We start from the raw sequence: 12,235 nt of genomic DNA, 5'->3' as shown, positions 1-12,235 counted from the left end.
TTCACATCTCCTTTCTCTCTGAAACAGAGAACAGTTCCCGGAGCTTTTGAAGGGAATCCATCACAACAGGGATGTCATCCGGCATTTCCCCTTCATCAAAATGCAGGACACGTGAGCAGGTACGGCAGACAAATTCAAAATCGTGAGTGACAATAAAAATGATTTTCCCCTGTTCGGATAACCGTTTTATCAGACCTGCCACCTGCGCCATGCTGTCAAAGTCCAGTCCGCTGGTGGGTTCATCGAACACCAGCAAATCTTTTCCACAGATCATGCTGACTGCCACAGCCACACGTTGCTTCTGTCCACCGGAAAGCGTGTTGGGATGGCGTTCCCGGTAGGCTGTAAGCCCCAATTCCTTCATGGTTTCCTCTACTAAATCTTGATCCGGGTTTCGGATTCCGAAGGAACATTCTGCCCCCACACTCTCCGCAAACAATTCATAGTTCACATCCTGCATAACCATATAAGAGCGTTTCAACCTCGCCTTGTGTTCCATCGGCTGGTCGTCCCAAAGGAACGCGCCTTCACAGTCTTTATGAAGCCCACACAGGGCGCGGGAAAACGTGGTCTTTCCGGCTCCATTATGACCGACCACCCCAATGACTTCCCCCTTTGCCGCAGAAAGAGCAATCTGGTGTAGAATCGTCCGTTTTTTATAGCGCAGAGTAACATCATGGAGTGCTAATGTGGGAGAGGAAATAGGCGGATGACTGGCCGGAGGGAGCACCCTTGCCAGATCAACCGCCCGCAGCCCCATGTGTTCCCGTTCGGTTTCGGGCAGCCGGAGAAATTCCTCCGGCGTGAAAATCCTTGCTATTTCTCCATCTTCCAGATAAACAATGCGATCTGCCAGCTCCATCAGATAATAGAGTCTGTGCTCCGCAATCAAAATGGTTTTCCCCTGGCTTTTTATCAGCCGCAGATGTTCTTTCAATTCCTGGATGGAAGCCATGTCCAGATTCGAGGATGGTTCGTCCAGCAGATAGATTTCCGGGTTCATGGCATAGACAGACGCAAACGCGATTTTCTGTTTCTCCCCACCAGACAATTCAAAAATATTGCGGTTCCGTAGCTTTTCAATATGCAAATCTTTTGTTGTCTGTTCTACCCGTTCCTCCAGTTCCTTTACCGGCCTGGCTTCATTTTCAATTCCAAACGCAATCTCACTGTCCGTATCCACATTGAAAAACTGCGTCCGGGGATTCTGAAAGACGGAGCCCACCTTTGCGGCGATCTGATACATGGGCAGGTTGCTGATTTCCTGTCCGTCCACCAGCACACGCCCTCGAAGTTCTCCCTGGTAAAATTGTGGAATCAGGCCGTTTACCAGCCTTGTGACCGTTGTTTTTCCACACCCGCTACGGCCACAGAACAAGACACATTCCCCGTCTGCAATTTTAAGGCTGATTCCATGCAGACCGCCATGCTCCTGTCCTTCATAAGAAAATGATACATTTTCAAATTCAATCACCCGGTCACACCTCCCCGCATACATAATTCAAAAATAAAGAAAGCAACAGCAATCAACATCGCCATCCAATCTGCAATCCCGCATTTTATCTGGACAAGGCAGGTCCGGGGATTGGGATTCTCAATCCCGCGAGTAACAGAGGCAATGGAAAGCTCGTCCGCTGCTTTGGAGGCCATCATCATCAGCGGCACATAAATACACTCTACCGTCATCCCCGGATGGGAAAGGAATCCGCCCAGGGAGGGCGATACATCCCGCATCCGCATGGCGTCCTTAACAAAATGCCAGTCCTCCTGGATAGTTGGAATATAGCGCAGCATGACCGCAAATGTGATCACAAATTTTTTCGGGGCATGGATGCGGTTCATGGCAGATAAAAACTCGCTGACTTTCGTTGTGGACAGGACAATCCCTGCCAGCATCCCACAAGCATAAACTTTATGGTACAGTCCAAGGAACGCAACAAACATGGTCCGTAGCGTCCCCGTCATGGCCGCCATGATCCAGACCGTCAGTACACAGACCACGGCATAAAAGCAGACCCCTTTTATGGAATATTTCCACTTTCCGCAAAGCACTCCCAATACAGCAATCAGCAGGACAAGTGCAAACTGATACGAAAGGGAAGGTGCGAACATGGAACACAGTACGCACATTAAAATAAGAAAGAGCTTGGCCCGCGGGTCAAGCCAAAGCCCTTTCTGGACGGTGTTACCCATCATGCTGTAATACCTGCTTTTTCAAACTGCTTCTTCAGCATTTTGCAGCCCACAAATGCACTGATAGAAGCTGTTACAAGGAGAGCGGCAAACATGGCGATAAAGATTCCCGCGTTTGCGGTCGCCTGCATGGTGTCGATATAGCTTTGCTCGGTTCCATTTCCCAACATGGTCTGTGCCCAGCCCTGAGGATCAGCGAAGAAAACAAGGTACGATCCTGTTCCGCCCAGGGAGAAAAGGATATAGGACAGGCTGTTGATTTTCTTGCTCTTGTACTGCTTTGTACCGGCGACAAAATCCGCTACGACGGCCATAATGAGATAGCCCAGCGCAAACGCCCAGTGCATACCGGTGACAAACCAGATGATGGCCATGATAACGCCCATGATCGTGATACTCCAGCGCTTATGTACTTTTGCGATCATCAGCAGATAAACCGGCCCGGCAAGCAGAGCACTCCCGGCGGGCATGAAAAAGGTCAGCATCGGGTTGGTAGCAAAAAAGACGCCACCCACCATGATGAATACGAACAAAAGTGCGGTGAAAATCCCTGTTGTTACTAAGTCCTTGACGGACAATCCTGCCTTTGCATTTACTTGATTACTCATATTTTTTCCTCCTGCTTCAAGAACGGTTGACCTACCGCCTGAAATCTGTTATATTATGATTAGTTGCTGCTAACCACGGTCTATATGATACTAACTTTCCGGGCGGTCTGCAATACGTTCCGGGCATCTTCGTCCTTTCATTGCAAAGCTCCGTCCAATCGTTTCAAAGGAGGCCGTCATTTGAACAATAGCATTATTGCGGATTACTATGAACCGCTTTTAACAGATAACCATTTTATCCCGGTAGATAGCAATAACCGCTTCAATTCTGCCGGACAATGCTGGCGGTTATCGCCTGAATTTGGGGAAGGCCTTTACTGGGTCTATGCGAAAAAAGACCTGTACGACATTAAAATCCACGATTTCTATTTTCACGAAGATTTCTTCATGGAATTTAACCTGCCAGAAGCCTTAAGCATTACCCAGTATGAATCTATCTCCGGGGAGGAATTAAATCCCTATCGGCGGATGTCTGCCGGATGTATTAAAGCCTTTATCGGCGGTTATAAGCCATACAAGGCGCTGATCCACAAAAAAATCCCCATCCGTTCCATCGGTATCGAAGTCATGCCGGCATACTATGAGGATTATCTCCAAAAGCAATATCCAGGGGATTATATCAGCCCGCTTGCAGCTTTCCGGCAGATCGATCAGACAACAGATTTCCCAGCTATGGCTAAATTGCTCCATGAAGTAAAGGTCTACCGTGGGGATGGGATTGCCGCAGGATTATTCTATGAAGCGAAAGTAGCCGAGGCCGTATCTCTTGTCGTGGAAGAACAGAAAAAAATTCTGTCCCGTAAAGAGAAACGTTTGTCCGAGCAGGATGTGGCGCAACTGAAAAATGTGATTGCTTATCTCAATGACCACTATGCTTTTGATATTCCATTAGAACGTCTTGCAAAAATCGCCTGTATGGGAACCACTAAGCTGAAAACATCTTTTAAGCAGCTGCAAGGCTGCACGATCACAGAGTACATTCAACAGCGCCGCATGAGCCAGGCAGAGCATTTGCTGATCGATACGGATTTCACAATGGGACAGATTGCGGAAATGATCGGTTACTCTACTTCTAGCCGGTTTGCGGAATTATTTCGCAAGAGTACAGGCCTCCTGCCGATTGAATATCGGAAAATGGCTCAGCAAAAATAAATTCACAATGTAATGCCACGACAGAACACTCTACAACGGAGTTTCAGTCGTGGCATTTTTCTGCTTTTCTTTACGGATATAGCCATTTTCCCCTTTCCAAATTGTAGTATTAGTAGAGAGAAAAATAGAAGGTAAGGCTTGATAACAAGCACAGCAAGCGAGTACCCGCTTGCGATTTTTCGTATTTTCAGATCTCTTGACCGAAAATGAAAAATGTTTGTTGAGATAATCTCAAACTCTTATGAAGAATGGAGGCAGCGCATGGCGAACCGGAAACGGAATATCCAGATGAATTTTTATGTCACAGAGAATAAAAAACGGCTCATAGATGAGCGGATAAAACTGCTAGCCTCCCTATTCGATTGTCAATGTACTTGATGAAGGAGGAAAACTTGTCCTTCTTATTAACACTGACAAAAAAAGCAAAAAACAGGCGCATCAAATGAAACTTTATCAAAAATATTTTCCGAGCTGCTTTAAGCCACGGCGGATACTGTCTCGAACACGGCTTGAATCTACACCTTCTACTTCGGCAATTTCATTTACCGTCATTCCCAGATAGTATCGGGCATAAATTCGCTTTGCCTGTTTCTCCGGCAGCTTCATCACAGCGGCATAGACCTGCTCCTGAAACTGTTTTTCCTCCAGAAGCATCTCCGGTGTCTGCGGCTTCAACAGCACCGCATTTTCAATGCCATTCTCGCAATCCAGAGAATACTGTGCTTTATAACGATACATCTTTCGCTCATACGCAGCCTCCGCACGTTCAGCTGCTCGAATAGTCTCCATTACTTCCTCTGTCACATCTACAAAAAAGTCTGTTGTATAAACATCAGGATAAAGCTCCCGAAGGTTAATTTTCTTCATTATGTACCTCCATTTCGATTCACGGGTGATTGACGGGTGAATCGAATGGAGGTGGGGAACGGCAGCGACGTACTTCGGGAACTTTCCCGAAAAATCGACAGCAAAAAGCGCCAGCTCCACACAATGGGAAACTGGCGCAACAAGAACAGTCATTATTATGCTGAATCACATGGAACGATAATGCCGATGCAATGCTATACTTGCCCGGAGGAGGGGCAATGCTTTTTTTAATTGATGTAGATCATGGGAGCTTTGAAAAAGCAAAAGAGACACGGCAAATTAACCTCCAAGCGGCTACCGTGTCCCTGCAAGTCGTCATTAGTTTGTGTAAACGCAAAGAAACGGCGGCTCTGAAATTGTCCTTCAAAACCGCCGATTGAGTTCAAACCTTAAAATAGCGCACGAAATTATCTGCCCCAGTCAACGGTTTTTTTCTTTCCCCGGACGGGGCAGATAACTTATTATGCAGAGCGGAGCCGGTGTGCGCTAATCGGTTCCCCGCATTTTTTCCTTTAACTTCTGAAAGGATGTATCACTGATTACATGTTCTATCCGGCAAGCGTCCTGCTCCGCCGTTTCTCTGTCTACGCCAGCAGCCACAAGCTGCTCCGTAAAGAATTGATGGCGTTCATAGATTTTCTCTGCCACCTCCCGGCCTATATCGGTCAGGTGGAGAAATCCATCCTCGTCCATTGTCAGAAAGCCGCCATCCCGCAGAACGCCCACCGCATGACTGATACTCGGCTTTGAAAAGCCCATGTGCCGAGCAAGATCAATGGAGCGGACCATGCCCTGCTTCTTTTGAAGAATCAGCACAGCCTCCAGATAATCCTCCCCGGACGCATGAATCTTCATCGGTTCCTCCTTTATGCAAGGCTCCAGCCGGAAGCCTTTTTACGGATATTTACAAAATCCTGATAAATCCCGGCTTTTGCCATAAGCTCGTCATGGGTTCCCTGTTCGCTGATCCGTCCATCAGAGATCACCAAAATCTGATCTGCCTGACGGATGGTATTCAGGCGGTGTGCAATCACAAGTAATGTTTTACCCTTTACCAGCTCATTGATTGCCTCCTGGATATAGCTTTCATTATCGGTATCAACACTTGCAGTCGCTTCATCCAGAATGACAATCGGTGCGTCCTTCAAAATGCATCGGGCGATAGAGATTCTTTGCTTTTCGCCGCCGGACAGAGTAGCGCCGCCTTCACCGATGACTGTCTGGAATCCATCTGGCAACGCCATGATAAAATCATAGCAGCGGGCTTTTTTTGCAGCCTCATAGACTTCTTCCTCGGTAGCGTCCGGTTTACCCATGCTGATATTGTTGTAAATGGTATCCTGGAACAAGTACACCCTTTGGAAAACCATGCTGATCTGTTCCATCAGTTCGGCGAGAGGTATATCCCGAATATCTGTACCGCGGATTGTCACTTTGCCGGATTTCACATCCCACAGCCGCGCCAGAAGGTTCGCAATCGTGGATTTGCCACCGCCAGACGGTCCCACAAGTGCGGTCATGGTATTCTTCTGCATAGAGAAGCTGATGTTGTGCAGGACTTCCTTGTCCTGATAGGCGAAGCCCACATCGCTAAATTGTACTTCTGGCTGATCCGGCTGTGCCTGTGACAGAATATGTTGATTTCCGTTATCGGGAAGTTCAGGCTCGTCCAAAACAGCTTCAATGCGGTCTAATGCGGCATTCATCACGGTCAGTCGGGTTGCTTCTCCATAAAGAGCTTTCAGAGGTCCAAAGAGATCAAAGACAAACAGCAGCACGCCCAAAAGATAAGCCAGGGAGAGTACGCCTTCCTGATGTAAAAAAACGGATAAACCGAAGATAGCGGCAATACCCACGCCATAGAGAATATTTAAGCCAGTGGTCCACGGTGTCATTTTCTGCTCAAACTTCGTATTGACATCCCTTGATTTTTTGAAGTTTTCCGTTAATTCGTCAGATTTTTCTCCGAGCAGATTGTAACTTTTGATAACCCCAATTCCTTCAGCAAAAGACAAGACCGCATCCGTCAAATTCTCGCTTTGGTTTTGACGCCCGACAGCCTCCTTGAAGGAAACCTTATTCATATATTTTGCAACCAGTGATGCCAGCAAGGTAATGATTACCGCAATCAGCCCAAGTCTCCAATCCAGTACGAACATAAAAACAGCTAAAACCAAAGTAGACAGCATATAGCTCATCATGTTGCCAATGGTACTCATAGAAACTTCCTCAATGAATACCATATCCGTACTGAGAACAGAGCTGATTTTGCCAATATTCCCCGATGTAAAGTAACCCATCGGCATTTTTCTTAAATGATTTCCCAACTCCATCCGTTTATCAGCAAAGATCATAAATCCAGCGGCACTTTGCAGACGGTCGCTCAAATAGTGAACCACTGTCTGAACCACTACAACAGCTAATAATCCAAGTCCGACAAACAGACAGGTCTTTCCAGTCAGCGTATTATCAGCAAACCCGTCCAAGACAATAAACGCCATGAAGATCGGCATTTTGGAGAGAATGGACTCGACAAATGCACATAGAAATGCAGCTTGAATACGGCTTTTATACCTCCCTGAGAGGTTCAGGATTCTTGAAATCAATGCAAACATTTATCTTCCCTCCTTTGCAGTAGATACTTTCCACTCGGCGCTGTCCTGAGCCGCTTTCCACAACTTTTGGTATTCTGGGCAAGCTTGAATCAGCTCCTGATGTTTTCCGGTTGCCACCATCTTTCCGTGATCCATAACGCATATTTGATCTGCGTTCATTATAGCGGGAAGTTTGTGAGCGATAACTACCAAGGTTTTTCCCTTCACCAGCTCCGCAATAGCAGCCTCCATTTTTTCCTCATTTTCTGGATCAGCATAGGCCGTGGCCTCGTCAAGCACTACAATCGGGGCATCCTTCAATATTGCCCGCGCCAGGGAAATTCGCTGGCGCTGCCCCCCGGAAAGCATTTTCCCCGCATCGCCCGCCATGGAGTGAATACCTTGCGGCAGCTTTTCCAGAAACTCCATACACTGGGCTTTCTTCGCCGCCTGCATTACTTCCTCATCGGTAGCATCCAAACGTCCAAGACGGATATTTTCCAGCAGGGAGGTGTTAAACAGGTACTGATCCTGAGCCACATAGGAAATGCGGCTGTTCAATGCCTCCAGGCTCATATCACAAAGTTTCTGCCCGCCAATGGAAATGCTCCCTTTCTGCGGGTCATAGTAGTGGAGCAACAGTTTTGCAAGGGTGCTCTTGCCAGAACCGGATTCACCAACTAGGGCAGTTTTTCGTCCTGCTTGTGCCACAAAGGTAATATCGTGGAGGACTTCGTTTTCTGCTATTATCGGTTTCCCATCTGGGCCAGGCTGTGTCGTCTGATACGCAAAGGAAACATGATCGTAAGAAATGTTAAAATCCTGTCCGTGGAAATCATCCTCAGCAGCTTGCAGCGGTGCCGTATTTAACATCTGTTCAAGTGCCGTGATCTTATAATTCAGATTCGGAATCGTCTCCATAAAGCCCAGTGCTTTCAGGAGAGGAATCCCAATGCTGAGGGAAAGGCAGAGGACTAAAATCAAATCAGGTAAAGTGCTTATGCCACAGAGAACAAACCATGCCCCAAGAGGCAAAGTCAGAATAACAGTGCAGGGCAGCAGACTTCCGTATATCGCCATCCAGGGCCAGGCGGCCTTATACCATGCCAAGGTATAATCCCGATAGTCCGTTACATCCTTGCGGAAGTTCTCGTAAGATTCACTCTCCCGGTTGAAAACCTTGACAACCTCCATACCATTGATGTACTCAATGATCGTGTTGTTCATTTTCTGTGCAGACTGATAGTAGGGACCCATGCGCTTCATTCCAACAGAGTACATAATGACCATGGAGAGCAGGCTGATCGGGATAGAGGCCAAAGACATAAGAGCCAGTTTCCAGTCCGCACAAAACATAGCAACATAAATCACCAGCGGGATCAGTAAATTTGCGATACCCTCCGGGACTGAATGAGCAAGGAGCAATTCCAAGCTGTCCACATCATCGACAAACAGCTTTTTGATTGTCCCTGTCCCTTTTTCCTCCACAATGCCAAGGGGAAGTTTCTCAAACTTCTCTTGCAGAGATACCCGCAGACGGAACAATGTGTTATATGCTGCTTTATGAGAAATTGATAATCCCCATCCATAAAAAAACGCCTGCAAAACAAGACAGATCAAAACCCCTATAACACGCAATAAAACAAATTCTGTTTCAACAGAATCGCCCATAACCAATGGCGAAATGACCTGATAGGCCAGCACAAAAGGCAGGACGCCCATAAGAACGCTGACCAGTACGACAACCGTGGCCACATACATATTTTTCTTATATGGCCCTGCGTACTCAAAGATTTTTTTGAACATAAGCCCTCCTTATATTGAGCCGTACTGTCTGTGCTTCAAAAACAAGAGGCCGCCAAAGTAAAGCGGCCTCTTATCATTATCTTTCTGTCCAGTCAAGGCGGCCCTGACATTCATAATTTCTAAAATTCACTGGCGGATTCGGAAAAAATCCAAAACCTTTTTACTGCCGGATTCGTCCAATGGATAGCTTTCTTTTATTTGCCCTTTTTCCATATGGACTACATACGAACATCCCGCCATCACCAACTCCGGATCATGCGTAATAACAAGAAGCGTTTTGCCCTGATCTGCGAGTGACTTCAAACTCCGCGCAACTTCCCGCATATGTTTGAGATCAAGCCCGCTGGTTGGTTCGTCAAACACAATGATCTCCCGGTTACTCACAATGGCAGACGCGATCGCTACCCGCTGTTTTTGCCCGCCGGAAAGAGAAAGCGGGTGCCTGTCTTTATATTCCAGCAGATCAAACTGTTTAAGGATTTTATCCACAACAGTTTCATCCTCGTTGTCAATGCTCAGAAGCACTTCATCCGTCACGCTTTCGGTAAATAGCTGATGGCTGGTATCCTGCATTACCATGTAGCAATGTTTGAGCCGGGCTTTCCAATCAAGGGTTTTCCCGTCAACCTGCAAAAGGCCACACTTCTTTTCCAGTCCGCAAATACAGCGGGCCAGAGTAGATTTTCCAGCGCCATTCAGACCGATAATGGCAATCGTTTCTCCAACAGGCAGTTCTGCACTCGGAATATGGAGGCTTTCCGGTTCCCGCTTTTTATACGCAAAGCAGAAATTTTGAAATTCCATCTGTTTAGCTGTATGCGCCTGATACTGATTCGCAGGCTTCAACTTCGAGAGAGAAAACGGCCGCAGTCCCATTTCTTTTCGAGTGCCATCCGATAAGCTGTCAAATTCAGCAGGTGTGTATTCCCGTTCAATCTCCCCATCTTTTACATACAGCACACGATCTGCAAGATCGTGAAGGTAGTAAAGGCGGTGTTCTGCGATCAGAATTGTTTTGCCCTGCTTTTTCCAGAGGCTCAGGACCTGCCGCAGGTCATCAATAGCAGCCATATCCAAATTAGAAGATGGTTCGTCCAGGACCATAATTCCCGGCAGCAATACACTTGATGAAGCACAGGCTATTTTTTGCTTTTCGCCCCCGGACAGAGCAAACACGCTTCGCCCCATCAAATCTTCAATATGATAATCGGAAACTGTCCGGTCAATCCTTTTCAGGATATCCTCCTGAGGATAGCCTAAATTTTCACAGGCAAAGGCTAATTCACTATCCGTATCCACGTTGAAAAACTGACTTTTGGGATTCTGGAATACAGATCCCACCATAGCAGCCAAGTCATAAAGCGGCGTATCTGATACGCTTTTTCCGTCCAGAAGGACATCGCCCTCTAAATTGCCCTCGTAATAATGAGGCACCAGCCCGTTTACCAAACGGGTAATCGTTGTTTTCCCACAGCCGGATTCTCCCGTGAGTAAAACAAATTCCCCTGTGTTTATGGTGAGATTGACATTTCTAATCCCTCCGCCGCTGGATTCTTCACCATAAGAAAAAGAAACATTTTGAAAATCTATCATGGCAAAATCCCTCCTGCGGAAATTATCGGGGAAGCAATCGCCCAAAACACTACAAAGCAACAAAACAAGATCAGCACCACATCGGCAAAATTGAATTTAAGCTGGCAAATGTTTGTGCGTTTGACAGGAGCGCCGAGGCCACGGGTAATTGCCGCAGCGGAAAGTTCCTCACCGATTTTCACGGAGCAGGTAATCATCGGGATCAGCTTATACTCCAATATTTTTGAAGATTTTTTCCCTCCAAGTTTAATCCCACGCATTTTCATAGCGTCACTGATTGCTTCTGACTCCTGAAAGACAGTTGGAAAGAAGCGGAACATGACCGTTAAGGGGATCGTCACTTCTTTAGGCATATGGATTCTTTCCATGCCGGAAATCAATTCACTGACCGTTGTTGTTTTCACTGCATAGGCAGCAATCGCAACACTGGGAAGGATTCGGCAGAAGAATCCGGTTGTAAACAGAACGAGGAAATTCAATATCCCCGTAAGGTGCGGCAAAACATAAATTTGAACAGCATAAAAAGCAGAAAACACAGCAATATAGCCCACAGCTTTTACACATTGCTTCGAGGTAAGCAGCAATATAGCCGGAACCGTACAAAGAGCAAGGCGGATCAGCCCCATAGCTTCTCCGCCTGTTCCGCCCATGACAAAAATGCTTATGATGAAGATGAGCAACAGTTTTGTACGCGGATCGAGCCGTAACCCTTGTTCTGTTTTTTTGCTGAGCAGAATTTCCCGCGCCATTATGCAATACCGGCACGCTGGAAGTGCTTTTTGCAAATGGCTTTCCCAATCATACCTCCGACAAGGCCAAACACAAAGCAGGCAACCAGCAGAATAGGCGCAATCCACATAGGCATATATGTATTAAGGGTAGCTGCATATTCAGCGCCGTATCCTTCAGTCAACATTACCATATAGCTTTCACGGTTCAGGAAAATGGGAGCAAAGTTGCCAAACACCCAGATGCTGAACACACCGCAGGAAAGAACTGTACTCTTTGCACTTTTGTAGTCCGCCTTTTTCAGGATCACGTCGGCCAACAGGCCGCCAACGAGACCAGTTACCATGGTAAGATAGCCGTTGCCGAAGAACACCATGATTAGGCCAATCAGGAAACCCATGATTGCAGTCATCCCGAATTTTTTAGCCTTTGTAACATACAGCATATAGGGGATGCCGCCAATCAAAGGGCACAGCACCGCCATCAGCGGAATAAAAATGGGGATGAAGCCAAGCATCGCCACCAGCATAACAATCACGACATAGATGACGGTGTAGATGCCGATAGTAATTAAATCTTTTCCCTCAAGCCGGGAACTTTTTTTCTGGGAACTCATACCAGTATCCTCCTTATCTCTGAGAAAATGAAAATGTGGTGTGGTTAGCTTCTTCTAACCACACCACATATAATAAC

At 46.8% G+C, this 12,235-nt stretch carries 12 protein-coding genes; 2 read left to right on the top strand and 10 right to left on the bottom strand.

Annotated elements, in window-relative coordinates:
- Position 1: 1 nt before the first annotated feature.
- Genes DWW96_RS01555 through DWW96_RS01545 form a run of 3 tightly spaced genes read right to left on the bottom strand, consistent with a single transcriptional unit; the run spans position 2 to position 2,801 of the window.
- A complete protein-coding gene (locus DWW96_RS01555; protein ID WP_117908547.1) occupies positions 2-1,474 on the bottom strand; it encodes an energy-coupling factor ABC transporter ATP-binding protein in 1,473 nt (490 codons plus the stop codon).
- The gene (locus tag DWW96_RS01550; protein WP_117485010.1) at positions 1,471-2,196 is read right to left on the bottom strand and encodes an energy-coupling factor transporter transmembrane component T; all 726 of its coding nucleotides are present in this window, start codon (positions 2,194-2,196) and stop codon (positions 1,471-1,473) included. Before DWW96_RS01550 ends, DWW96_RS01555 begins: the two co-directional genes overlap by 4 nt.
- Complete coding sequence (locus DWW96_RS01545; RefSeq protein WP_008395298.1) at positions 2,193-2,801, bottom strand: MptD family putative ECF transporter S component; 609 nt, start codon at positions 2,799-2,801, stop codon at positions 2,193-2,195. The genes DWW96_RS01550 and DWW96_RS01545 overlap by 4 nt, the downstream gene beginning before the upstream one ends.
- A gap of 180 nt (positions 2,802-2,981) precedes the next feature.
- On the opposite strand from DWW96_RS01545, the gene DWW96_RS01540 reads away from it, so the two are divergent.
- Entirely contained in the window at positions 2,982-3,953 is a 972-nt protein-coding gene (locus DWW96_RS01540; RefSeq protein ID WP_008395299.1) for an AraC family transcriptional regulator, read from the top strand.
- 453 nt (positions 3,954-4,406) lie between these two features.
- On the opposite strand, the gene DWW96_RS01530 is transcribed toward DWW96_RS01540, so the two are convergent.
- A complete protein-coding gene (locus tag DWW96_RS01530) occupies positions 4,407-4,820 on the bottom strand; it encodes a sigma-70 family RNA polymerase sigma factor (RefSeq protein ID WP_044930365.1) in 414 nt (137 codons plus the stop codon).
- Positions 4,821-5,038: 218 nt separating this feature from the next.
- Between DWW96_RS01530 and DWW96_RS14185 the strand changes: the two genes are divergently transcribed.
- Positions 5,039-5,200: a hypothetical protein gene (locus DWW96_RS14185; protein WP_015529866.1), complete on the top strand. Its 162-nt coding sequence runs from the start codon at positions 5,039-5,041 to the stop codon at positions 5,198-5,200.
- A gap of 106 nt (positions 5,201-5,306) precedes the next feature.
- Here the strand turns inward: DWW96_RS14185 and DWW96_RS01520 are convergent, their stop codons facing one another.
- From DWW96_RS01520 to DWW96_RS01495, 6 genes are all read right to left on the bottom strand, one after another.
- The gene (locus DWW96_RS01520) at positions 5,307-5,675 is read right to left on the bottom strand and encodes a metal-dependent transcriptional regulator (protein WP_008395306.1); all 369 of its coding nucleotides are present in this window, start codon (positions 5,673-5,675) and stop codon (positions 5,307-5,309) included.
- 11 nt (positions 5,676-5,686) lie between these two features.
- Complete coding sequence (locus DWW96_RS01515; RefSeq protein ID WP_117908545.1) at positions 5,687-7,435, bottom strand: ABC transporter ATP-binding protein; 1,749 nt, start codon at positions 7,433-7,435, stop codon at positions 5,687-5,689.
- The gene (locus DWW96_RS01510; protein ID WP_117908543.1) at positions 7,436-9,220 is read right to left on the bottom strand and encodes an ABC transporter ATP-binding protein; all 1,785 of its coding nucleotides are present in this window, start codon (positions 9,218-9,220) and stop codon (positions 7,436-7,438) included.
- 126 nt (positions 9,221-9,346) lie between these two features.
- Complete coding sequence (locus DWW96_RS01505; protein WP_055270719.1) at positions 9,347-10,813, bottom strand: energy-coupling factor ABC transporter ATP-binding protein; 1,467 nt, start codon at positions 10,811-10,813, stop codon at positions 9,347-9,349.
- The gene (locus DWW96_RS01500) at positions 10,810-11,562 is read right to left on the bottom strand and encodes an energy-coupling factor transporter transmembrane component T (protein ID WP_008395312.1); all 753 of its coding nucleotides are present in this window, start codon (positions 11,560-11,562) and stop codon (positions 10,810-10,812) included. Before DWW96_RS01500 ends, DWW96_RS01505 begins: the two co-directional genes overlap by 4 nt.
- The gene (locus tag DWW96_RS01495; protein ID WP_015535748.1) at positions 11,562-12,158 is read right to left on the bottom strand and encodes an MptD family putative ECF transporter S component; all 597 of its coding nucleotides are present in this window, start codon (positions 12,156-12,158) and stop codon (positions 11,562-11,564) included. The genes DWW96_RS01500 and DWW96_RS01495 overlap by 1 nt, the downstream gene beginning before the upstream one ends.
- Between the last annotated feature and the right edge of the window lie 77 nt (positions 12,159-12,235).

The organism is Eubacterium sp. AF17-7 (genome assembly GCF_003461285.1).
In the GTDB taxonomy this organism is placed as follows: domain Bacteria; phylum Bacillota; class Clostridia; order Lachnospirales; family Lachnospiraceae; genus Eubacterium_U; species Eubacterium_U album.
The sequence above is the reverse complement of the archived record's forward strand: the minus strand, read 5'-3'. Positions and strand labels throughout refer to the sequence as shown.

Bases quoted from the DNA above. Each gene is read 5' to 3' on its own strand.
- DWW96_RS01495 (WP_015535748.1), bottom strand. From the start codon at position 12,158: ATGAGTTCCCAGAAAAAAAGTTCCCGGCTTGAGGGAAAAGATTTAATT.
- DWW96_RS14185 (WP_015529866.1), top strand. From the start codon at position 5,039: ATGCTTTTTTTAATTGATGTAGATCATGGGAGCTTTGAAAAAGCAAAA.
- DWW96_RS01550 (WP_117485010.1), bottom strand. From the start codon at position 2,196: ATGATGGGTAACACCGTCCAGAAAGGGCTTTGGCTTGACCCGCGGGCC.
- DWW96_RS01530 (WP_044930365.1), bottom strand. From the start codon at position 4,820: ATGAAGAAAATTAACCTTCGGGAGCTTTATCCTGATGTTTATACAACA.
- DWW96_RS01545 (WP_008395298.1), bottom strand. From the start codon at position 2,801: ATGAGTAATCAAGTAAATGCAAAGGCAGGATTGTCCGTCAAGGACTTA.
- DWW96_RS01515 (WP_117908545.1), bottom strand. From the start codon at position 7,435: ATGTTTGCATTGATTTCAAGAATCCTGAACCTCTCAGGGAGGTATAAA.
- DWW96_RS01510 (WP_117908543.1), bottom strand. From the start codon at position 9,220: ATGTTCAAAAAAATCTTTGAGTACGCAGGGCCATATAAGAAAAATATG.
- DWW96_RS01505 (WP_055270719.1), bottom strand. From the start codon at position 10,813: ATGATAGATTTTCAAAATGTTTCTTTTTCTTATGGTGAAGAATCCAGC.
- DWW96_RS01520 (WP_008395306.1), bottom strand. From the start codon at position 5,675: ATGAAGATTCATGCGTCCGGGGAGGATTATCTGGAGGCTGTGCTGATT.
- DWW96_RS01500 (WP_008395312.1), bottom strand. From the start codon at position 11,562: ATGGCGCGGGAAATTCTGCTCAGCAAAAAAACAGAACAAGGGTTACGG.